This window comes from Pseudomonas sp. B392_1p (assembly GCF_052245235.1).
Taxonomy (GTDB): Bacteria; Pseudomonadota; Gammaproteobacteria; order Pseudomonadales; family Pseudomonadaceae; genus Serpens; species Serpens gallinarum.
The window spans coordinates 372,026-395,392 of the sequence record NZ_JBQPXM010000004.1; the positions used below are offsets into that span (position 1 = coordinate 372,026).

17 protein-coding genes and 1 pseudogene are annotated in these 23,367 nt (G+C 62.1%); all 18 read left to right on the plus strand.

Annotated features, from left to right (window positions below; genetic code table 11):
• Positions 1–8 precede the first annotated feature (8 nt).
• The 18 genes and pseudogenes from ACTV8E_RS08420 (at position 9) to ACTV8E_RS08505 (ending at position 23,257) form a co-directional block, all read left to right on the plus strand.
• Positions 9–284 carry a PAAR domain-containing protein gene (locus ACTV8E_RS08420; RefSeq protein ID WP_251834381.1) on the plus strand — a complete coding sequence of 92 codons (276 nt, stop codon included), beginning with the start codon at positions 9–11 and terminating at the stop codon, positions 282–284.
• A gap of 1 nt (position 285) precedes the next feature.
• A complete protein-coding gene (gene tssF / locus ACTV8E_RS08425) occupies positions 286–2,076 on the plus strand; it encodes a type VI secretion system baseplate subunit TssF (RefSeq protein ID WP_251834380.1) in 1,791 nt (596 codons plus the stop codon).
• Positions 2,040–3,059 carry a type VI secretion system baseplate subunit TssG gene (tssG, locus tag ACTV8E_RS08430; protein WP_443199167.1) on the plus strand — a complete coding sequence of 340 codons (1,020 nt, stop codon included), beginning with the start codon at positions 2,040–2,042 and terminating at the stop codon, positions 3,057–3,059. Before tssF ends, tssG begins: the two co-directional genes overlap by 37 nt.
• Before the next feature lie 11 nt (positions 3,060–3,070).
• Positions 3,071–5,653 carry a type VI secretion system ATPase TssH gene (tssH, locus tag ACTV8E_RS08435; protein WP_443199168.1) on the plus strand — a complete coding sequence of 861 codons (2,583 nt, stop codon included), beginning with the start codon at positions 3,071–3,073 and terminating at the stop codon, positions 5,651–5,653.
• A complete protein-coding gene (locus ACTV8E_RS08440; RefSeq protein ID WP_443199169.1) occupies positions 5,640–7,169 on the plus strand; it encodes a sigma 54-interacting transcriptional regulator in 1,530 nt (509 codons plus the stop codon). The genes tssH and ACTV8E_RS08440 overlap by 14 nt, the downstream gene beginning before the upstream one ends.
• Before the next feature lie 11 nt (positions 7,170–7,180).
• A pseudogene (locus tag ACTV8E_RS08445) lies at positions 7,181–9,271 on the plus strand (type VI secretion system Vgr family protein); the annotation flags it as partial.
• Positions 9,272–9,705: 434 nt separating this feature from the next.
• The gene (locus ACTV8E_RS08450; protein ID WP_443199170.1) at positions 9,706–10,125 is read left to right on the plus strand and encodes a hypothetical protein; all 420 of its coding nucleotides are present in this window, start codon (positions 9,706–9,708) and stop codon (positions 10,123–10,125) included.
• The gene (locus ACTV8E_RS08455) at positions 10,122–10,994 is read left to right on the plus strand and encodes a DUF4123 domain-containing protein (protein ID WP_251834375.1); all 873 of its coding nucleotides are present in this window, start codon (positions 10,122–10,124) and stop codon (positions 10,992–10,994) included. Before ACTV8E_RS08450 ends, ACTV8E_RS08455 begins: the two co-directional genes overlap by 4 nt.
• Positions 10,991–11,818, plus strand: a complete 828-nt coding sequence (locus ACTV8E_RS08460) for a hypothetical protein (protein WP_443199171.1) — start codon at positions 10,991–10,993, stop codon at positions 11,816–11,818. Before ACTV8E_RS08455 ends, ACTV8E_RS08460 begins: the two co-directional genes overlap by 4 nt.
• A gap of 6 nt (positions 11,819–11,824) precedes the next feature.
• A complete protein-coding gene (locus ACTV8E_RS08465) occupies positions 11,825–13,966 on the plus strand; it encodes a lipase family protein (protein ID WP_443199172.1) in 2,142 nt (713 codons plus the stop codon).
• Between the two features lie 11 nt (positions 13,967–13,977).
• On the plus strand, positions 13,978–14,106 hold the full coding sequence (locus ACTV8E_RS08470) for a type VI secretion protein (RefSeq protein WP_443199173.1): 129 nt from the start codon (positions 13,978–13,980) through the stop codon (positions 14,104–14,106).
• 19 nt (positions 14,107–14,125) lie between these two features.
• Positions 14,126–15,310 carry a type VI secretion system-associated FHA domain protein TagH gene (tagH, locus tag ACTV8E_RS08475; RefSeq protein ID WP_443199174.1) on the plus strand — a complete coding sequence of 395 codons (1,185 nt, stop codon included), beginning with the start codon at positions 14,126–14,128 and terminating at the stop codon, positions 15,308–15,310.
• A 5-nt stretch (positions 15,311–15,315) separates the two neighbouring features.
• Positions 15,316–15,783: a type VI secretion system lipoprotein TssJ gene (gene tssJ, locus ACTV8E_RS08480; RefSeq protein ID WP_251834370.1), complete on the plus strand. Its 468-nt coding sequence runs from the start codon at positions 15,316–15,318 to the stop codon at positions 15,781–15,783.
• 2 nt (positions 15,784–15,785) lie between these two features.
• On the plus strand, positions 15,786–17,117 hold the full coding sequence (tssK, locus tag ACTV8E_RS08485; protein WP_251834369.1) for a type VI secretion system baseplate subunit TssK: 1,332 nt from the start codon (positions 15,786–15,788) through the stop codon (positions 17,115–17,117).
• 5 nt (positions 17,118–17,122) lie between these two features.
• On the plus strand, positions 17,123–18,004 hold the full coding sequence (gene icmH, locus ACTV8E_RS08490; protein ID WP_273538908.1) for a type IVB secretion system protein IcmH/DotU: 882 nt from the start codon (positions 17,123–17,125) through the stop codon (positions 18,002–18,004).
• A gap of 1 nt (position 18,005) precedes the next feature.
• Positions 18,006–21,530 (plus strand): type VI secretion system membrane subunit TssM, encoded by a 3,525-nt coding sequence (gene tssM, locus ACTV8E_RS08495; RefSeq protein WP_443199175.1) that lies wholly within the window; start codon positions 18,006–18,008, stop codon positions 21,528–21,530.
• A gap of 13 nt (positions 21,531–21,543) precedes the next feature.
• Positions 21,544–22,266 carry a PP2C family protein-serine/threonine phosphatase gene (locus ACTV8E_RS08500; protein WP_273538904.1) on the plus strand — a complete coding sequence of 241 codons (723 nt, stop codon included), beginning with the start codon at positions 21,544–21,546 and terminating at the stop codon, positions 22,264–22,266.
• 10 nt (positions 22,267–22,276) lie between these two features.
• Complete coding sequence (locus ACTV8E_RS08505; protein ID WP_443199176.1) at positions 22,277–23,257, plus strand: serine/threonine-protein kinase; 981 nt, start codon at positions 22,277–22,279, stop codon at positions 23,255–23,257.
• Positions 23,258–23,367 lie beyond the last annotated feature (110 nt).

Sequence of the window (23,367 nt, forward strand, 5' to 3'; positions counted from 1 at the left end):
GAACACGGATGTCTGCTAAACCTGCCGCCCGCGTCAATGACCCCACCGCGTGCCCGCTTCCCGGCCACGGCAACAACCCGATTACCGCCGGCTCACCCGACGTGCTGATCGAAGGCCTGCCCGCCGCGCGCCTGGGCGATCCCACCGGTTGTGGCAGCACATTGGCCAGCGCCGTGGCTTCAACGGTGCTGATCAATGGCAAACCGGCAGCCGTACAGGGCTCAATGGGCAGCCATGGCAATGTGGTGACGGCAGGCGCCGGCACCGTACTGATCGGCGCTTGAAATGTCCTTCAACTCCTACTACCAGAGCGAACTCAGCGCCCTGCGCCAGCTCGGCAAGCGTTTTGCCGAGCGCAATCCGGCGTTGGCGCCATTCCTCGGGCAGAGCGGGCGCGACCCAGATGTCGAGCGGCTGCTGGAAGGGTTCGCCTTTCTCAGCGGACGGCTGCGTCAGAAGCTTGATGACGAATTGCCGGAGCTGACCCATTCGCTGATGCATTTGCTGTGGCCGAACTACATGCGTCCGCTGCCGGGCTTCAGCATGCTGCAATTCGACCCGCTCAAACGTCCCGGCCCGGCATTGACCGTGCCGCGCCATACGCCGGTAGAGGCGCGACCGGTGCAGGGGGTGACCTGCCGTTTTCGCACCTGCCAGACCACCGAGGTGTTGCCGCTGGCGTTGCAGGCGCTGGACTATGCGGTCAAGGGCGACGGCGCGTTGCTCAGCCTGCGCCTGGCCATGAGTGCCGACGGTCACCTCGGCGAGCTTGGGCTCAGCCGACTGCGGCTTCACCTGGCGGGCGAACGGCATATCAGCCAGATGCTCTATCTGGCCTTGTTGCGCAACTTGGGTGGCATCGAAGTAGTGCTGCTGGATGCCGCCGGCGCGCCGTTGCAGGAGGCCGACGGCCAGCCCGTCGCGGGTATCCAACTGAAGAGCGATCAGGTGCACCCGGTGGGTTTCGCGGAAGACGAAGCACTGGTGCCTTACCCGCTCAACACCTTTCGCGGCTATCGCCACCTGCAGGAATACTTCGCCTTCGAGGAGAAATTCCTCTTCGTCGACCTGCTCGGCCTCGACGCGATCGGGCGTCAGCCGCAGGCGCTGCTCAAGCGTGCGCGTGGCCTGCTGCTGCGCTTCGACATTCGCAAGGCCGACGGCCAGCGGATCCGCCCGACGGTGGACAACGTGCGCCTGTACTGCACGCCGGTGGCCAACCTGTTCGCCCACGACGCCACGCCGATCCGCCTGGACGGCAAGCAGGACCAGTACCGGCTGCTGCCGGCTGAATACGACACGCAGCAGTGCGGAGTGTTTGCCGTCGAGCGAGTCACGGGCTGGAAGCCGGGCGGCATGGGCTACGAGGAATACGTACCGTTCGAATCCTTCGAGCACGACCCAAGTTTTGACGTGCCGCTGGCGCGCCCGCACTACAGCGTGCGCCAGCAACCCTCGCTGTTCGGCGACGGCCTGGAAACCTGGCTGAGCTTCGGCCAACGCAGCCTCGATTCGCACGAGACGCTGTCCATCGAGCTGACCTGCACCAACCAGAACCTGCCGCGCCAGCTCAAGCTCGGCGACATCTGCCTGCCCAGCGAGGACACCCCGGAATTCCTCACCTTCCGCAATATCAGCGCGGTGACACCCAGCTACGCCCCGCCGCTGCACGGCGATTATTTATGGCGGCTGATTTCCAACCTGTCGCTGAACTACCTGTCGCTGGCCAACGTCGAGGCGCTCAAGGTGATTCTGGAAACCTACGACCTGCCGCGCCACTACGACAAACACGCCGCCAATGTCAGCCGCCAGCGGCTCGGCGGGCTGAAGCAGATTGCTCATCAGCACATCGACCGCCTACACCGCGGCCTGCCGGTGCGCGGCGTGCGCACCGAGCTGAGCATGGATCTGGAGGGCTTTCTGGGCGAAGGCGATCTGTTCCTATTCGCCTCGGTGCTCAATGAGTTCTTTGCCCTGTACGCCAGCCTCAATTCGTATCACGAGCTGCACGTGCGCAGCCTGCAAGGAGAGGTGTACCAATGGTCGCCGCGCATGGGTCAGCAACCGCTGCTGTGACATCGCTCAGCCCGCGCATCCGCGAGTACAGCCTGTTCCAGGGCGTACTGTTGGTGCTCGACCGGCTGCGCACCGCACATCCGCACCTGGACGACGAAGCGCTCTATGAGCGGCTGGAGTTCCAGGCCAACCCGAGCCTGGGATTTCCCGGCAGCGATATCGAGCACGTGGAGTTCTTCGAAGAACACGGCGAGCTGCGTGCACGCCTGTGCATCAACCTGCCCAGCCTGGTGGGCGCCGGCTCACCGCTGCCGGCCTTCTATGGCGAACAGGCGTTGGGTGATGATGAAAACGGCAACCCCACCCGCGAATTTCTCGATCTGTTCAATCACCGTCTGCAGCGGCTGTTGCTTCCCATCTGGCAGAAATACCGCTACCACGCCCGTTTCAGCGCCGGCGCCAGCGACCCGTTCTCCGCTCAGCTGTTCGCCCTGATCGGCCTGGGCGGCGAGCCCATCCGCGACAGTGCCGAGCTGAACTGGAAACGCCTGCTGCCCTACCTGGGCCTGCTCAGCCAGCGCGCTCATTCGGCGGCGCTAATCGAGTCAGTGCTGCGTTATTACTTCAAACATGCCGCGTTGACCCTCGAGCAATGCTTGGAGCGGCGTGTGGACATCCTGCCCGACCAGCTCAACCGCCTGGGCCTGGGCAACAGCCAGCTGGGCGAAAACCTGGTGCTCGGCGAGCACGTGCGTGATCGCGGCGGCAAATTCCGCCTTCACATCCATCAGCTGTCCTGGCAGCGCTTCCACGATTTCTTGCCGACCGGCAGCGCCTATCAGCCGCTCTGTGCGTTGGTGCGTTTCATCCTGCGCGACCCGCTGGACTACGACATCACCCTGGAATTGCACCGCGACGACCACCCGGACAGGCAATTGCGGCTCTCCGCTGACAGTCAGTGCAGCCTCGGCTGGACCAGTTGGCTGGGCCATACCCAGACCAGCGCCGTGGTCACCCTGCGCAGCGCACCCCCTCTTCATTAAGGATTGATGAAATGCTCAACGTCGATTTGCAACAGCTGGTCCAGGCGCTGGACGCCGCCACCAAACGTGACCTGGAAACCGCCGCCGAACGCTGCGTAGTCCGCGGCGGCAGCAAGATTCTCGTCGAGGACCTGCTGCTCGGTCTGCTGGAACGCCCGCAGGGCCTGCTTGAGCGCGCCCTGCAGGATGCTGAAATAGAGTCCGGCGAACTGGCTTGCGTCCTGCGCGCTCGTGGCGAGGCCAGCGAATCGCGCAACCCGGTGTTTGCCACCGAGCTGGTGCAGTGGCTGCAGGACGCGCTGCTGCTGGCCAGCCTGGAACTGGGCCAGCAGCGCATTGACGAGGCCGCGCTGATCCTCGCCTTGCTGCGCAATCCACTGCGCTATGCCGGCAGCCATTACCAGCCGTTGCTGGCCAAGCTCAATGCCGAGCGCCTGCGCGAATTCGCCCTAGCCGCGCAGCCGCAACAGCCCGCTGGCCAGCCGGCAAGCCACGGGGAATCGGCCCTGCAGCGCTTTACCCACAACTTCACCCAGCAGGCGCGCGACGGCAAACTCGATCCAGTGCTGTGCCGCGACGGCGCGATCCGCCAGATGGTCGATATCCTCGCCCGCCGCCGCAAGAACAACCCCATAGTGGTCGGCGAGGCCGGCGTGGGCAAGACCGCCATCGTCGAGGGCCTGGCGCTGCGCATTGCCAGCGGTGAAGTGCCTGACATTCTTAAAGACGTCGAACTGTTGTGCCTGGACCTCGGCCTGCTGCAGGCCGGCGCCAGCGTCAAAGGCGAGTTCGAACGCCGCCTGCAAGGGGTGATCGACGAGGTCAAGGCCGCGCCCAGACCGATCATCCTGTTTATCGACGAGGCGCACGCGCTGATCGGCGCCGGCGGCCAGGCCGGCAGCGGCGATGCCGCCAACCTGCTCAAACCGGCCCTGGCACGCGGCGAGCTGCGCACCATCGCCGCCACCACCTGGAGCGAATACAAGAAGTACTTCGAGAAGGACCCGGCCCTGGCGCGGCGTTTCCAGCCGGTCCAGTTGCACGAGCCGACAGTGGACGAGGCGGTGACCATCTTGCGCGGGCTCGCGCCGGTGTATGAAAAAAGCCACGGCATCTACCTGCGTGACGACGCGGTGGTCGCCGCCGCCGAACTGTCGGCGCGCTACCTGGCTGGGCGCCAGCTGCCGGACAAGGCCGTAGACGTGCTGGACACCGCCTGCGCCCGGGTGCGCATCAGCCTGGCCGCCGCGCCCGAAGCACTGGAACGCCTGCGCGGCGAAATCGCCGAGGGTGAGCGCCAAACCCTCGCGCTGCGCCGCGACCTGGACGCCGGCCTGCTGGTGGATACCGAGGCCCTCGCCCAGCTGGAACAGCGCCTGACGCAGGCTGCTATCGAACGCGAACAGCTGGAACGCCGCTGGGCACAGCAACGGACATTGGCCGAACGCCTGCTCGAACTGCGCCAGCAGTGCGCCGAGGCCCGGCTGGCCGACACGCCCGCAGACGCGCTGCAAGCCCTGGACAACCAATTGCGCGCCACCCAGGCGGAACTGGCCACCGCCCAGGCCGCCGAGCGCCTGGTCAGCCATGAAGTCAATCCGCGCCTGGTCGCCGAGGTGATCAGCCACTGGACCGGTGTGCCGCTGGCGCAGCTGGCCCGCGAACACAGCACGAAAATCGCCACCTTCGCCGACGACCTGCGCGAGCGGGTGCGCGGTCAGGAGCAGGCCATCGCCGCCCTGGACCGCGCCATGCGCGCCAGCGCCGCCGGGCTCAACACACCCGATGCGCCGGTCGGTGTGTTCCTGCTGGTCGGCCCCAGCGGGGTCGGCAAGACCGAAACCGCCCTGGCGCTGGCCGACCTGCTGTACGGCGGCGAACGCTTTCTCACCACCATCAACATGTCCGAATTTCAGGAGAAGCACACCGTTTCGCGACTGATCGGCGCGCCACCGGGCTATGTCGGCTATGGCGAGGGCGGCATGCTCACCGAGGCCGTGCGTCAAAAACCCTACTCGGTGATTCTTCTCGATGAGGTGGAAAAGGCCGACCCGGAGGTGATGAACGTCTTCTACCAGATCTTCGACAAAGGCGTGGCCAACGACGGCGAAGGCCGCGAGATCAACTTTCGCAATTGTTTGATCCTGATGACCTCCAACCTGGCCAGCGAGCGCATCGCCAGCCTGTGCGCCGGCGATCTGCGTCCTGAGGCGGAGGCTCTGGAACGAACGATCCGCCCAGCGCTCAGCCAGCACTTCAAACCGGCGCTGCTGGCCCGCATGCGCGTGGTGCCCTATTACCCGGTGGCCGGCGACGTGCTCAACGAACTGGTCGAACTCAAGCTGGCGCGCTTCGGCGACCGCTTGCAACGCCGTCAGGTGCGCTTCAGCCACTGCGCCCACCTGATCACCCACCTGGCCGAGCGCTGCACCCACGGCGACAGCGGCGCGCGCCTGATCGATCAACTGATCGATTTGCACCTGCAACCGCTGGTGGTCGACCGCCTGCTGGACGCCATGGCCGGCGGCGAACCCCTGCAACAGGTTCACGCCACCCTCGACAGTGAAGGAGGTCTGCTCTGTGAGTTCGCTTGAAATCCCCACCCGCCTCACGCCGGTCGCACAACCGCTACGCCATGCCGAGGTGCTGCTGACGCAGCTCACCGAACTGGCCCACGCCACCAGCAGTGAACGGCTACTGGCCGGCCTGGTGCAGGCGGCGGCGCAGCTGTCCGGTTGTGAACTCAGCCAGCTGTACCTGCTGGACGACACCCATACGCGCCTGTGGTTGTGCGCCGAATGGCACGATGGGCTGCTGCAACCTCGCGAGGCGGCCAGCCTGCCGAGCGATTACGACGGCGAGCAACTGCTGCAATTTTCCCTGTGCCAGAACCGCACGTTGTTTTTGGGCGAGCTGGATACGCGCCTGCACAACACCGGTTTCCTGCCGGCCAGCCCGCATGCCTGGCGCAGCCTGCTGTGCTGTCCACTGATGGACAAGCACGGCAAGGTCGGCGGCCTGCTGGTGCTCGCCAGCCGTCGCCCCCACGCCTTGCAAAGCGTTGCCGACGCGCTGGGCCAGTTGGGCACCTTTGCACTCGCCCAACTCAAGCTGCTGCGCCGCTTGCACGCCCCGCAGGACGACGGCCCGATCACCACCGCCCCCTGCGCCAGCGGTTACGGACTGATTGGCGACAGCCCGCGCATGCGTGCTTTGTACCGCCTGATCGGCAAGGTACTGCACAACCCGGTCAGCGTGCTGATCACCGGCGAGACCGGCACCGGCAAGGAGCTGGTGGCACGCGCCATCCATGACTGCGGCTTGCGCCGCAGCAAGGCATTCATCGTGCAGAACTGCGCCTCGTTGCCGGAAAGCCTGCTGGAAAGCGAGCTGTTCGGCTATCGCAAAGGCGCCTTCACCGGTGCCGACCGTGACCGCAGCGGCCTGCTGGACGCCGCCCACGGCGGTACGCTGTTCCTGGATGAAATCGGCGACATGCCGTTGATCCTGCAGGCCAAGCTGTTGCGTGTTCTGCAAGAAGGCGAGGTCCGCCCGCTGGGCGCCACCGAACCCCATACCGTCGACGTGCGCATCATCGCTGCGACCCACCGCGATCTGCGCGCGCTGGTAGAAAAAGGTCAGTTCCGCGAAGACCTGTTTTACCGCCTGGCCAACTTCCCCATCGAACTGCCGCCGCTGCGCGAACGCAACGAAGACATCCTGCGCCTGGCTCGGCATTTCGCCGACGCCGCCTGCGCCTTGCTGCAGCGCGAGGCCAGCCGCTGGTCCGCGGCGGCGCTGGAACACCTGGCCACCTATGCCTTCCCCGGCAATGTGCGCGAACTCAAGGGCATGGTGGAGCGCGCGGTGCTGCTGTGCGACGGCAACGAGCTGCTGCCGGAACACTTCAACCTGCCGCAGACCAACGAGCCTGTGGCCTCCGGTAGCGGCCTGCGCGAACGCCTGGAGCGGGTCGAGCGCAACCTGTTGCTGGACTGCCTGCGCAAGAACGGCGGCAACCAGACCCAGACCGCCCGCGAACTGGAGCTTCCGCGTCGCACGCTGCTGTACCGCATGGAGCGCCTGAAGATCAGCGCCGCCGATCTTTGAGGCTCAAGGAGATGAGCATGTCCACGCAGAATCATTTCACGCTCGACCTTCAGGGTATCGCCCACGACTTCAAGGTGCTCGCATTCCACGGCCACGAAGCGATCAGCCAGCCCTATCGCTTTGTACTGGAACTGGTCAGCGAACGCCCGGATCTCGACCTAGACAACCTGCTCGGGCAACCGGCCTTTCTGGCGTATTCCACGAGCAGCAGCGGTGTGCACGGGCTGATCGAACAGATCGCCCAAGGCGACTCGGGCTCGCGCCTGACGCGTTATCACCTGACCCTGGCGCCGCAACTGAGCCAGCTCGCCCTGCGCCGCAACTCGCGGATTTTCCAGCACCTGACGGTGCCGCAGATCATCGCTCAACTCCTCGAAGAGCACGGCATCCAGGCCGATGCCTACCGGTTCCAGCTGGGTCCGACCGTCTATCCGGCCCGCGACTATTGCGTGCAATACGGCGAAACGGACCTGCATTTTGTGCAGCGTCTGTGTGAAGAGGAAGGCCTGCATTACCACTTCCAGCACAATGCCGAGGCTCATGTGCTGGTGTTTGGCGATGATCAGACAGGGTTCCCCAAACTGGGCCGGCCCACCGCCTACCTGCCGGATTCCGGCATGGTCGCCACCGAGCCGGTGATCAAGCATTTTGGCGTGCGCCTGGAAACCCGCACCAGCGCCGTCATCCGCCGCGACTACGACTTCCAGAAACCTCGCCTGCAGCTGGAAAGCCGTACCTCGAGCCAGAACAGTCCGGCGTTAGAGGACTACGCCTTTCCTGGACAGTTCACAGAACGCAACCGTGGCAAACACCTGGCCCAGCGTGTCCTGGAGCGCCACCGCGCCGACTTTCAGCAGGCCACGGGCGACAGCGACCAGCCCCTGCTGGTCAGCGGGCATTTCCTCGAACTGAGCGAGCACCCGCGCCCCGAGTGGAACCAGCTGTGGTTGTTGACTGAGGTTGAGCACCAAGGGAAGCAGCCGCAAGTGCTGGAAGAGGTGATGACCAGCGACACCGTCCCGGCCGACGGTTTTCAACAGGGTTACCGCAACCGCTTTACCGCCACGCCCTGGGACGTGCCGTTCCGCCCGCCGCTGAAACACCCCAAGCCCCGCCTCCTGAGCAGCCAGAGCGCGGTGGTCACCGGACCGGCTGACGAGGAGATTCATTGCGACGAATACGGCCGGGTCAAGGTTCGCTTCTTTTGGGACAGAGAGCATTGGGATCGCGACGGCCAAGGCGATGACAAGAGCAGTTGCTGGCTACGCGTGGCCAGCGGCTGGGCGGGCGATCGCTACGGCAGCCTGGCTATCCCCCGCGTGGGCATGGAAGTGCTGGTCAGTTTCCTGGAAGGCGACCCTGACCAGCCCCTGATAACCGGCTGTCTGCATCACAAGACCCACCCGGCCCCCTACGACCTGCCGGCGCACAAGACCCGCAGCCTGTTTAAAACCCTCAGCTCGCCCGGCGGCGGTGGTAGCAATGAACTGCGTATCGAAGACAAGCAAGGCGCCGAGCAGATTTACCTGCATGCCCAGCGCGACTGGGAGCAGCACATCCGCCACGACCAAACCTTGCACGTCGGACATCAGCGCCACGACACCGTGATTGCCAACAGCTACAGCGAATTCAAGGCCGAAGAACACCACACCACCCACGGCGATCGCCGCAGCGAAGTCCGTGCCGACGACCACCTCAGCGTCGGCGCCAGCCGGCACATAAGCATCGGCACGGGCCAGTTCATCGAAGCCGGCGACGAAATTTACTACCACGCCGGCAGTAAAGTGGTCATCGACGCCGGCATGGAACTCACCGCCAGCGGCGGGGGCAGCTGGCTGAAGCTTGATCCGGGTGGCGTCAGTCTCAGCGGCGCGACGATCAAGATCAATTCCGGCGGGGCGCCGGGCACTGGATCGCACATCAAGATCAAACCACCCGTTATTCCGGGAGCGGTGGAGCAGGGTAAAGCCGGAGAGAAGCCCCGGCTCGCCCTGGCTAACGTCCAACTGCAAATGGCCCGCAAGGCTCGCCAGCTTGGCGCAAGCCGCTGCCCGATTTGCGAGGCCTGCCGAGAAGGCATTTGTGCGGTGCAGCCGAGCGCATTAACCACATCGCCTAACCATACATTGACACCTGCACGCTCTACGGCAAAACCTGTCATCGCATCCAACACTGCGACGCCAGCCACAAGCGGCCCCGGTAAATGGGTGACCCAGGAGGTTGATTACCATGGCGTCCGAAATACGGGAATGCTGCTTATCAATCGCCTCGCATCAATGAGCGACCAAGGTCGAGCTTTTGGTTCAGACGGAAAGGACTATCAGCACACCAAGCGCACCATGATCCAGACCTGGCAACCGCTGGGAGAAAACGAACAGCACCTTGCTGCCAGCTCGCTCATTCGCCGCTACGGCGAGGAGCGCAAGATTGAGCAGACCTATCTGGAAGGGCCGGACGCCTGGCACGTGTCAGGAAGGTCGTGGCACTGGCAGCCCGTAACCGCCACTACCGTTTATGAAAATAAGGATGTCGAAAGGTGATCAGAAGACTGGCACGGATAAATAAATCGCTGCTGATATGGGGGCTTCTGGATGCCCTCTATGTCGTCTGGTACAGCGTGATGAGCTGGGAAAACGACCGCATCCCATATATCACCGACCTGTCCAATACCCTTGCGCTTGGCTCTGAACTTGGTGGCCCCAACATAGCAATGGCGGCCATGTCATGGCTCCTGCAGTTATCCATCGTATTGAGCGCCGCGTTGTTCCTGTGTGGCTACCGGTGGGCTCGCTACCTCGGTTATGCGCAGATTCCATTCCGCCTCCTGCTCGTATACCCGTCGGTTTCGCTGATTCTCGTGGCGGGTGGCTACTGGCAAGATCATCAGGCAATGCTGGTTGTGCTGGTTCTCGCCTCCGAAGCATTGAAAGCCTGGTCACTGTGGAGGTTCGCATGACGCAGGCAGAACAAGGCCTTTATCCGACAATCACTGCCTCCGAGTGGATCGCCGATCAGCTTGCACAGCAGCGCGAACTGGTACTAGTTATCGACCGCCTTGCCGAGCCGGACCCAGTCCAGGCCCTGTTCAACGCGGACCTGATGCAGGACTACGTCAACCTTTACCAAGACACCGAATTCGCCGATATGGCGGAGGTCGGCCCTTGGCTGGTTCGTTTATATAACCCCGATGCAGAGCTTGTGCAAACGCTGCTAGATACGCCTGAAGACAACTGGGGTTGGTTGGCCAGCGCAGCAGATATTGATCTGACGATTTTCGCCCAACACTGGCGCGAACGCATATTGATCGATGAGGAAGAGCAACCTGCGCTTTACCGCTTTCAGGACAACCGGGTGATTGCACGCAGTCTTGCCCACCTAACATCCCAGCAGCTTCCTCAATTGCTCGGCCCGCTGAGTTCGATCCTCTATTGGGACGGCGGCGCTTGGCGCAGCCAGGATAATCCGGCGCCGGGTTCTGAACCGTTTAGTAAGCCCGCTCCGTGGTTGTATCCAGAGCCACAGCACATCGCACGACAGATACGTCTGGACAATCTCGAGCAATGGCTGTGGGAAACCCAGCCGGATGCCACTACCGCACTGGCCAAGCATCACAACATTCGCCACTGGCTGAACGAACGCCTCGATCTGGCTGAGCGCTGGGGTTGGGCAGCGGCGGAACAGGTATTGCTGGTACTGAACACCAAAAGAGGCACGCTGGATATGCATCCGGCCTGGGAGCCTTTGCCCGGCGAGGCTGCGGAGAATCACTTTTTGCGTTGCCAGTCGATCTTCGCCTCGCTCAACCATGAGGGCTCCCAGGCATGAGGCGCCTCATTTTGTTGTTGAGCGTGGCGCTGCTCGGCTCCTGTTCCTGGGTCGGCAACGCCATCAAGGAGGGCGCGATCGAGGCCGTCAGCTATTCCAGCCGCGCGCATTTCACACTCACGGGCAAAGTGCCTGAAAACTACTGGTTCCAGTACTCAGCGTACTACCAGCCTGAAAAACACATGGCATGCGCTCGGTTCAGCCCAGGCACGGGCGGCTATGTGCCCCGCGAGCATGTTGAGCAGGCCATCATCGAACCCATGAGCGAGCCCCACACATTCCGTTACCGCATCCCGTTGGCCTATCACACGGCAGGCTGCACGCTGAAACTGGTCAACGTGAGCATGCTGGCGTTTAGCCGGTTTCGATCCGGCGACTGGAGCTCGGGGCGCGATGGAGCCTCGCTGGGCATTTACGACACCTTGCCCGACAGCGTGCCCCCCTTTCCCGCTAGTGGCGTGCGAGAACTGCGCGGCACCTGTATGTGGCTGTTTCGCCTTATTGGAAAAAACAACTCGCTGGTAAAAATTTTGGTGTGTCACGAAGCCGATGAGCACTGGCAAGTGCCGCAGGATTATGACCAGCGACGCCGCTTGGGCGCTTCGCTGCGCCGCGATGAACTGAATGGCAAGACGGTGCATGTGGAGTTTAGGCATTCGCAGGAAGAACGGCCTTTATTCAGAGGAACATGGCTGAATACCACGGCTGGCTGGAAGCCCTGTATCGAAACACATACTTCTATTCGCTGCCAAAACCCACCTGAGTTCCGACCATTCCTAATAAATGGTCGTAAATGCACGGTATATCCGAACTGCACGGAGTAAATATTCATGGACGAAATATTTTCCGCAGCCTTTGCGGCGAAGGCCCAGCAATGCCCTTTACGCACACACTGGATTAGCTTCCGGCTGGTTGACGAGTTTGGAAGTGGTGCGCCGTATGCTGACTTACACTATTTAGTTATTGATGGGCAAGGACAAGAAGTTACAGGAATATTGAATGGTGATGGATATGCGCTAGTTGATAATTGTTACAGCGGACCGTTTGTTCTTCGCTTTTCTGATCCATATCAGGGCGGTACCGATATTTGGTATGAGCGTTTAATGATTAGGGAAAATTACCCCCTGCCTATCACCGCCCTGCAAGTCGCCGCCGAACACACCCTGCGACGGCCTTCCAGCGAGCCCAGCGCAAGCCTGACCCGCGCCGTTAAGGAAAAAGCCGAATTCTATCGAGTCGAGGTCAGAGACCTGGTCGAAATCACCAGCCATTTACCGCCGGCCTCCACTCTTGTCGCGCCGCGCCCTTCAAAAGTGCTGGCCGCCAATGCTCGTCAGAATGGAGTTACTTTTGGCGTTGCCCTGGAGCCCAACAAGCATCATGTACTGGAAGTCAGGGCACTGCGTGCCTGGCGTCCATTGCTGTCGCTGACTCCCACATTCTCCGCACTGGATGCCTACCAACTGGCGCTCTTCACCAACCTTGCCTATGCCGGCTTCGGCCAGAAATACGATGAGAGCGAAAAACAACCACCCACCTATCCGGTACCTGGCACCGTTGGCCATGTGCTCAATGCCCGCCTCGGAAATATTCAGACCGGCGCGCTGATTGAAGAGCCCGGTCGATTTCATCGCGCTCAAGGCTTTTATCCCATTCTGGAAGAAGTGCCGTATTCCAAGCGCCTGGAAGTCGTGCCCTACGATCCACAGCGCTACACAAAGCACAAGGAACAGCTGCCCTGGGACTTGCATACCCTCGATCACACCGATAGCAACACCCAGGCCTATGTCACCCATGACGACCGCATGATCCTGATCGGTGTACGCGGTACCCAGGAAAACCCGGATGACCTGATGCTCGATCTGGATGCGGCCCAAGTTCCTTATGAGGAAGGCATCGGCCAAGCACACCAAGGTTTCTATCGGGCCTTCAAGGCAGTGAAGGCTTTTGTTGAGCCCTATCTGCTCAACTTTCATACAGGTCAAAAAATCGTTGTCTGCGGTCACAGCCTGGGTGGCGCTATCGCCTTACTGCTGGCTGAATGGATTCGTCGAAACGAACAAAAACATGACGTTCTGCTCTATACCTTTGGCGCCCCACGTGCCGGTGACCGCGCCTTCGTCGAAGGGGCATCGGCGTTGGTGCATCATCGTCTGGTAAATCACAACGATCCGATCCCCAGCCTGCCAGCCACCTGGATGGATACCGACAAGCGCCTGTGGATACCTGGCCTGGCGGCACTGATCACTGGCACCACCGGAGTTGGCGGGGCGGCCTTTCTTGCCGGGGTGGTCAATCTCCAGGGTGATCCCTACCAGCATCACGGCACGCAGCATCATTTCCTGCCCCTGAAAATAGCCAAAGACGAGGAAACTTCGCTGCTTTGGCAGCCCGCCTGTTCAGGCATCGAGAACGCAGCCGGTGCGCATTACGCCGCTAAAACCACTGCCGACATGCCAGACCGCGCCACCTTCGTTGCTCAACTCGCATCTGTGAAACAGCACTACATGGCCAGTTATATCTCGGCCTGCCACAACACCATCCTGCGTTGGAAAACCGCGACTGAAACGATGCCGAGCACCTACCTGACCGCGCGCGAAGAGCATTGGCTACGCGAGGAAATCGAAAGCTACCACCGGAAACTTGAGAACTGGGAACGGCAAGCCAGACGCCGTTACGAAGCCGATCATCGGTATAGCGGATCGTTGGTTACCCACAGGGAAAAGCTTGAGCAAGCGATATCTGAGGCCATGGCTGAACGCCGGCGCCTGCCGCGAACCCTGGCACGCATAAAGCTGCTGGCAGAGCAGTACGTCGATAAAGCCCAGCTCTATGGCGTCCAGGCCACCAACCCACAGCTGGAAAGCTTGATAGCACGCTGGCAGGAGCACGAACGCAACCTGCCCACTCTGCGCCAACAACAGGCGCAATTTTCCCGCGCTATTTCAGCACATCACGCCCAACTGCAATGAAAGGTAACGTCATGAACATCCATCCCCTTGCCCTTTTGGCACTGGCCCTTGCCCTCTCCGGCTGCTCCGGCAATTACACCTGGAGCGATGATCAATACCGTCCCTTGGGCGAGCCGCAGGCTGCTCAGCGCGGCAAGTGAGTTTAAGGAGCAACACACCATGGAACTGGTATTCGATGTGGTCAGTGCCGGGGAATTTCTTCCGGGGCTATTGACCAGCAAGACCTTTACTCAAGCAGGTGGCGTCATTGGGCGCGCGGAGGGCTGCGACTGGATGATCCCGGATCGCACGCGCGTGTTGTCTGGCCGGCATGCCACGGTCAGTTATCGCGATGGCGCGTTTTATCTGACCGACACCAGCAGCAATGGCATCCAGCTCAAGGACACGGGGGCCAGCCTGCCCAAGGGACTGGCGCAGCGCATCGAAAATGGCAGTGAATATTGCTTGGGCGATGTGCAGATCCGTGCGCGGTTGCTGCAGGACCCCATGCTGTTCGAGGGCGATCTTGGGCGTCCACAGCCTGCCGGCAGCCTGATTCCTGACGATGCCTTTCTCGATCTCGATCCTTTGCACGGTCTGGAGCAACCCGTGGCCGCGTATGCCGAGGTCGATGAACTGGCGCTGTTGACGCGCCCAGCCCAGGCTTCGCAGCAGCACGATTATGCGCGCAGTGAGCGGGACAACCTGCCGCCGCCCACGCTGGTGAACCCCCCACCGCCCCACGAAGTCGCGATGCAGCCGCAGCCTGCGCCTGCCAGTTTCTGGGAGCGTTTTGGTGCGGCCCTGGGAGTCGATCTGGACACGCTGGAAGAAGCCCAACGCGAAGACCTGGCGCTGCGCTGCGCCCAGTTGCTTAAGCAGAGCATTGGCAGCCTGCAACAAAGCCTGCGCACGCGCAGCGAATTGAAGAACGAATTGCGCCTGGCCCTGACCACGGTGCAGGGCACCAGCAGCAACCCACTCAAGCACAGCGTGGACAGCCAGACCGCGCTGACGGCTCTGTTGCGCGACAACAGACCCGGCCAGCTGCCCGCCGAACAGGCGATCAGCCAGGCCTTTCGTGATTTGCAAGCCCATCAGGTGGCGTTGCTTGCCGCCAGTCGCGCGGCGGTCAACGGCATGCTCGAACAGCTGTCGCCCGAGCGTTTGGCGCTGCAGTTCGAGCGCGACGGCAAGCCGCTGCTGGCCACCGGTGGCAGCCGCTGGCGGGCCTATCAGCGCTGGCACCGCGCCCTTGAGCAGGACAAGGACTGGAGCGAGCGCCTGCTCGCCCGCGACTTTGCCAAGGCCTATGAAGAACAGGTGCGCCTGATCGCCACCCTCACTACCGACGTTCAAGGATGATGTGCATGCCTCGCTCGATTTTCCTGCCGTTACTGCTCGCTCTACTGATGCTTGGCGGCTGCAGTTCCTCGATGACCAAACTGGACCTGTCACTGACCGGCAGCCAGCGCCTTAATCCGGACCTCAACGGTCGGCCTTCACCCATCGTCGTGCGCCTGATTGAACTCAAGCATCCGGCGGCCTTTGCCAATGCTGATTTCTTCTCGCTGTATGGCAGCGCCAAAGAAGCGCTTGCGCCTGATTTCGTGACCCAGGAGGAGCTGGAACTGCGCCCCGGACAAAGCCAGACCCTGAAAGTCTCAACCAAGCCCGGCAGCCGCTATATAGGCGTGCTGGCCGCCTACCGCGACCTGCCGGACAGCCGCTGGCGGTTCGTCATCCCGCTGCGGGAAGAGGCCCGTCACCGCGTCCAACTGCACTTCGGCGCCCGCGAAATCATCGATGCCGAATCCTTCGCCTTGCAGGAGCACTGAACATGAGCCTGCATAAAGTGATTTGGCAGGAAGGCATGCTGCTGCGCCCGCAGCACTTCCAACAGAACGACCGCCATTACGAGCACCAGTTGAAGACCCGCACCCGGCATCTGCACAGCTACGCCTGGGGCTTTTTTACCCTGGAGATTGATCGGCAATTTCTCAACATGGGCAAGCTGGTGGTCAGCCAGGCCAGCGGCGTACTGCCAGACGGCAGCCTGTTCGAGCTGGACGCCGAACGCGAGCCACTGGCTGTGGATATTGCGCCGAACACCGGCAATACCCCGGTGTACCTGGCATTGCCGCTGGTGACCGGCAACCACATCGAAAGCCGCCGTGCGGAACAGAAAGACGTGCTGGCCCGCTTCACGGCCTTCGAGACCGAGGTGGCCGATTCCAATGCGGGCGATAGCAGCATCAGCCAGGTCAGCTGCGGCCGGCCGGATTTTCGCCTGCTGGTGGGCGAGCAGCAGAGCGACCAGGCCTTTGTGAAGCTGCAGCTGTGCGAAATTCTCGATACCACCCCAGACGGCGTGATCAGCCTGAGCGCGGAGTTCATTCCCACGTTTGTTAGCTTTCATGCCAGCGGTTACCTGCTGTCCTGCCTGAAGGAGGTGATCAGCATGCTCGCCCACCGCGGCGACACCCTGGCTGAGCGCATTCGTGCGACGGGCAAGGTCGGGGGCGCAGAAGTTGGCGACTTCATGATGTTGCAGTTGATCAACCGCCACGAACCGGTGCTGCGCCATTACCTGGGTGTGGAGCAGGTGCATCCCGAGCAGATCTACCGTGAATTGCTCGGACTTCTGGGTGAGTTGGCCACCTTCGCCAGCGAAAGCAAGCGTCCGCGGCTGGACGGCCGCTACCAACATAGCCACCAGGGCGCCAGCTTCCGCACGCTGATGGATGCGATTCGGCAGGTGCTGTCGATGGTGCTGGAACAGCACGCCGTTGAATTGCCCCTGCAGCAACGTCAGTACGGCATCCAGGTGTCGCCGCTGCACGATCATCAACTGCTCGGCACTGCGTCCTTCGTGCTGGCCGCCAGCGCCGAGGGCGATTCCGAAGCGCTGCGCCAACGCTTGCCGGCGCACCTGAAAGTCGGTCCGGTGGAGCAGATCCGTCAGTTGGTCAACCTGCATCTGCCCGGCATAAAGGTTCGGCCGCTGCCGGTTGCGCCACGACAAATCCCTTTCCATAGCGGCAAGACCTACTTCGCCCTGGAGCTGGGCACCGAGGAACAGGCGCAGCTGTCGCGTTCCGGCGGCTTTGCCTTTCACGTGTCCGGCGAGTTCACCGGGCTTGATCTGAAATTCTGGGCGATCAGGGACTGAGCGACATGATCAGAGAAATGGATAACCTCGCGGATGACAAGACCGTGGTGCTCAATCGCCATGGCGCGACGCCGGCGCAAAGCCCGCTGACCGATTTTGCCGCGCCGCGCTACGAACAACTGGAAGAACGCATGGTTTACGCGGCGCGCCTGCGCCCGGCGGAGACGTTCAATATCAGCCTGAACCCGCTGGTCGCGGCAGCCTCAGCGCTGCTGTCGGAAGTGGTGCGGCTGAAACCCACCCTGGAGCCCGAGGATCTGTTCGTGCTCAAGGAGCGCCTGACGGGCGAGATCAAATTGTTCGAGCACCGCGCCCTGCACGAAGGTGCGGAAAGCGCTCAGGTCATGGCCGCGCGCTATGTACTGTGCACCGTGCTGGACGAGGCGCTGGTGACCACCTCGTGGGGCAACGAGAGCGAATGGTCACAGATGAGCCTGCTGTCGAGCTTCCACAACGAGACCTTTGGTGGCGAGCGCTTCTTCCAGTTGCTGGAGCGCCTGGCCCGCAACCCGGTAAAACACCTGCACATGCTGGAGTTGATGTACCTGTGCCTGTCGCTGGGGTTCGAGGGCAAGTATCGCGTGCTGCCCCGCGGCATGCTGGAGCTGGAAGCGGTGCGCGACAGCCTGTACCGGCAGATTCGCCAACTGCGCGGCGACGTGCCCCGCGAACTGTCCCCACACTGGGAAGGCCTGCGCGACCCGCGCCGGCGACTGGTGCGCATCGTGCCCTGGTGGATGGTTGCCGTATGCACCCTGAGCTGCCTGGTCATGCTGTATGCCGGCTTCGCCTGGGTGCTTGGCGAGCAACGCGACACGGTGCTGCAACCGTATCAGGTGCATGAAATGGCCAAGGATGGATCTACATTGTCTGCAGGGATGAATTGAGATGAAAGATTTTTTCGCCAAGGTTGCCAAGGTGTTGCGTAAAGCCTGGGTTTGGAGCCTGTGCCTGGTACTGATGGTGGCCTTGCTGGTGTGGTTTGTCGGACCGCTGCTGGCCGTCAACGACACCAAATTCTGGGCCTCTGCCACCAGTCGCCTGCTAAGTATCAGCGGGCTGTTCTTGCTCTGGGGCCTGAGCATGGTGTTCGCCAGTTGGCGCGCCACGGCCCGTAAGAAGCAAGCCGAGGCGGATGAGGACGCACAGGAAAAACTGCGCCGCGACGAGCTGCTTGGTGACGAACAGCACGAGTTGCGCCAGCGTTTCAAGCAGGCGCTGCGCACCGTACGGCGCTCCAGTCTGTATCGCGGTCGCAGCGAAAAATGGCGCAACGACTTGCCGTGGTACTTGCTGATCGGCCCGCACGGCAGCGGCAAGACCAGCCTGCTGGATTTCTCCGGCCTGGAGTTTCCACTGCACAGCTCGGAGCAGCGCCTGACCAAGGATGTCTCCGGCACCCGCTACGCCGACTGGTACTTCGCCGAGCATGCCGTGTTGCTCGACACTGCCGGGCGTTACCTGACCCAGCCCGACGCCCACCTTGATGGCGCCGCCTGGCGCACGCTGCTCGGCCTGCTACGTCAGCGCCGTGCCCGGCCGCTCAATGGCGTGCTGGTCACCGTTCCGGTAGAGCAGTTGCTCAATGGCAACGAGCTGGAGCTGGAAAACCTCGCCCGTCACACCCGCCAGCGGCTGCACGAAATTCGTGAACGCCTGAGCGTCGAGGTACCGGTATACCTGGTCCTGAGCAAAGCCGATCAGTTGCAGGGCTTCGATGAGTTTTTCGACCAGTTGTCCCGCGAGGAAAGCGATCAGGTGCTCGGAGCCAGCTTCCGTAAGGAGCAAAACGGCACAGACGCGCAGGTCGTCCGCCAGGAGTACGAGGAACTGCTGCGGCGTTTGAACAGCCAGGTGGTGATGCGCATGCATCAGGAGCGCGACACCCAGCGGCGCGGGCGCATCCTGGATTTTCCGCACCAGATGGGGCAGATCGGCGAACGCCTGTGTCTGTTCATCGAGCTGGCCTTCAGTGGCAACCGTTACCAGCAGGCCAGCCAGCTGCGCGGCTTCTACCTGACCAGCGCGCCACAGCTGCGGGATGCGCTGGATCCGACCACCGTCGATATCGGTCGCCAGCTCGGCTTGCCGAGCACCGCCCTGCCGAGTTATCGCAGCGGACGCGCACGCTTCATCCATCATCTACTCAGTCGGGTAATTTTCCCCGAAGCCGAATTGGCAGGGCTCGACCAGCGCGAGATCAAGCGCATCGATTGGGGACAGCGCGCCCTCTATGCCGGCGCCTTCGCCTGCCTGTTGGTCGTTGGCGGGCTGTGGGCCAACAGTTTTTCAGCCAACCACGGGCGCCTGGAACAACTGCGCGAAATCGCCCAGCGACTCGGCGGCGAACGCCAGGAAATCGCCCCTGCGGACGATGCCCTGCATACCCTCAAGGCGCTGGATAGTAGCTATGCCGCCAGCCAGGTGTTCCCTTCCGGCACGGATGTGTCCTGGCTGCAGCGCGGCGGGCTGTACCAGAAAAACGCCGTCGATCCGGTGCTGCACGATGCCTATCACCGCGACCTGCATACCCTGCTGCTACCGCGCGTGGCCAACCAGTTGGAGGCCCAGGTACGCGCCAACCTGGATGAGCGCAGCCGCCTGTTGGGTAGCCTGCGCGCCTATTTGATGCTGAACATGGAAGCACGCCGCGACCCAGCCTTCCTCAAGGACTGGCTGGCTAGCGACTGGTCGCTGCGCTACGCCGGCAATGCGACAGCGCAACAGGGTCTGAACAGCCATTTCGAGCGGCTGCTGGCCGAAGGTTTCAGCCCTTACCCGCTGAACGATCAACTGATCGCCGAGGCCCAGCAGGTGCTGCGCAGTGAATCGTTGGCTGAGGTGGTCTATCGCATGCTGCGCGACCAGGCACGCAGCATGCCGGATTATCAGCTCAACCAGAAACTCGGCCCACAGGGCGGCGTGTTTACCGGTGCCGATTACCGCATACCCGGCTTTTATACCCAGCGTGGTTACCAGCAGTACTTCGTTGCCCAAGGCGCCGAGCTGGTGCGCGAGATCCTGCGCGACAACTGGGTTCTGGGCGAAAGCGATAGCCTCAGCCTCAACGAACTCAGCCGCTTGCTAGTTAGTGTCGAGCAGCTGTACTTCGGCGATTACACCCAATACTGGGGCGATGCGCTGTCGCAACTGGCGTTGGAGCCCATTGGCAATGCCCAGCGCGGCGCCGACCAGTTCACCGCCTTGAGCGCGGCCAACTCGCCGTTGCTGGCGCTACTGGTTGAAGTGCGAGCCAACACCAGGTTCGAAGGGCCGGCAGCCACCGAAGAGGTGGCCGACGCTGCACTGGACCTCGGCGGCTCGCTCGGCAAAGCCGGACAACTGGCCGCTGCGGCATCCCGCCAAGCCCAGGCGGCGTTAGCCAAGAACTTGCCGGATACCTCGCGCAAGGCTCTGGAGCGCCGCTTCGAGCCGCTGCACCAGTTACTCGATGAGCATGGCGGCCCCACCGGCAATCTCACCGCCACGTTGCAAGCCATGGACGCCCTGCAAGCACAGCTGTCCACACTCGCGCATGCCAGCTCACCGGAGCAGACCGCGTTTGAAGCCGCCAAAGCCCGCCTCAATGGCAAGCAGGACGCCATCAACCTGCTGCGCAGCAGCGCAGGCCGCTTACCATTACCGCTGGGAAACTGGCTGGGCCTGCTTGCAGAAGACAGCTGGCTGCTGGTGCTCAACGAAGCTCACCAGTACCTCAATCAGCGCTACCAGAGCGAACTGTACGACGCGTATCAGGGCTCGCTGAAACAGCGTTATCCCTTCTATGCCCACAGCCAGAGCGAAGTGGCGATAGCCGACTTTCGCGAGTTCTTCAAGAGTCAGGGCATTGCCCAGCGTTTCTTCGATACCTACCTGAAACCCTTCGTCAGCGGCAGCGCCGGACGCTATCAGTTGCGCCGCGTGGACGGGCTCGGCCTGCCGCTGTCGCAGGAGTTCCTGGCCCAAATGAGCCATGTGCAGACAATCAACCGCAGCTTCTTCACTGAGAATCCCGCCGAGCCGTCGGTGCTGTTCAAATTGGAACCGTACTCGCTGGACTCCAGTCTCAGTCGCGCCGATTTCCGTCTGGGCAACCAACTGATGGAGTATCGCCACGGGCCCATCGTGCAGACAGCCTTCCGCTGGCCGACCCAAGACGGCGAGGCGCGAAGCAGCCTGGTCGTTGAGGAGTTAGGTGGTCGGCGTATCGGCATTGAGCAGAATACCGGCCCCTGGTCGCTGTTCCGCTTGCTGGATTTGATGGAAGTGGATTACCACAGCGGCCGCGATGTGCTGTTGCTCAAAGCCAACCTGGGCGGAGTGCGGGCCAACTACCTGCTGCATAGCCAGCGCTCGCCGAATCCCTTCGACATCGCTCTACTGCGCGGCTTCAAGCTGCCTGCAAGCCTGTGAGGGCGAGGCAGCCATGATGCTAACTTGGCACAGCGCCGCGCGAACCGACACCGGCAAGGTTCGCACGCGCAACGAGGACGCCATACTCAATCTGCCCGAGCGGGGCTTGTGGGCCGTGGCCGATGGCATGGGAGGGCATCATAACGGTGCCCTCGCCAGCCGGCTGATCGTGGAGAGTCTGGCTGACTTACCCTACGAGGGCAGCCTGGAAGATCGTATAAAGCAACTGCGCCACTGCTTGCATCATCTTAATCTGCGTTTGGGGCGCGATCTGACCCTCCTGCGTGACAACCCTGATCCCATCGTCGGCAGCACGGTCGTGGCACTGCTCGCTGCCGGAGACCGCGCCGCATGCGTCTGGGCCGGCGACAGTCGTTGCTACCTGTGGCGCCACAAGCATCTATATCAGCTCAGCCGCGATCATTCACTCGCCCAGCAGCTGATTGATCGACAGCAACTGCGTGCGGAACAGGCGGCTCGCCATCCCTCAACCCATGTCCTGACCCGCGCCATTGGTGCCAGTGAGGAATTGGTGCTGGATATCCTGCAATTCGAACTGTTACCCGGTGACGTGCTGCTGTTATGTAGCGATGGCCTCTATCAGAGCCACTCGGCAGATTCCCTGGGTGCGGCACTCAATTGCTGCACGCCCACGCAAGCAGTGGCACGTTTGTTCAACCAGGTGCTGTCAGGGCCGGCTCGGGACAACCTCAGCGCCGTGGTGATGAAGCGGTGAGGAAACATTTATGAGCATTCAGGACGTGGCAGGCTCGGAGGCGCTGACTTACTTCGCCTTCACCGGCCCTGGCAACCCGCGCCAAGCAGATCGTCCTGCCAGGTCCGCGCAGCCGTTGCCTGACGTATTATCAGGCCGCTATCGCATCGAGCGCCTGCTTGGGGTGGGAGGCATGGGCGCGGTTTACCGCGGCTGTGATTTGCTACGCAAACAGCTTGGTGATCCACACCCCTACGTGGCGCTGAAAACCCTCAGCGAGAGCTTCCTCGACTATGCCGATGCCCACGCGTTGCTGCACAGCGAGTTCGCCCTCACCTCACGACTGCACCACAGCCATGTGATCCGTCTGTTCGGCTTTGAGATAGACCCGGTCAGTGAGCGGCCTTTCATCATCATGGAGTTGCTCACTGGCTGCACCCTCGATGACCTACTGTTACGCTATCCCCAAGGACTGCCCTGGCTCAAGGCCAGAGACATCTCACTGGCGCTGCTGCTGGCGCTGCGTTATATCCACAGCCAAGGCGTGATTCATGGCGATATCAAGCCCAGTAATCTGATGCTAGGGAACCAGGGCATTCGGTTATTTGATTTCGGCCTTGGGCACGCTAAAGAAAACTCACTGGCTGGCTTGCCCCAACTGTCACGAGAGCGTTTTGCCGCGTGGACACCGCGCTATGCGGCGCCAGAAGTTTTCAACGGCAGCCCCCTGAGCACGGCTACAGACCTGTACTCTGCCGCTTGCGTCATTTATGAGCTGTGCCACGGCCAGCCACCTTATCCACAGGTCGACACTAAACAGGTGGAAGCCATAAGCGCTCAGCCGACTAGACCGAGTGATATGCCCCAGCGTGTGTGGAAAGTGCTAAAGCAGGGCTTGGCCCTTGATCCAGGCAAGCGGCTCCAGACCGTAGACGCCTTGCTCAGTGCTGTTGAGGCCCAGTCGAGGCTTGCCGCGCTGACCTCTTGGCTCAACCGCAGCGGGCGTAATTAGCTATTTGGCTTCGCGCGTTTTTTCTCTGCCCAAAGACAAAACCCCAACCCGCGTGCGCGGATTGGGGTTTTGGGTTTAGGCGCTTGACGATGACCTACTCTCACATGGGG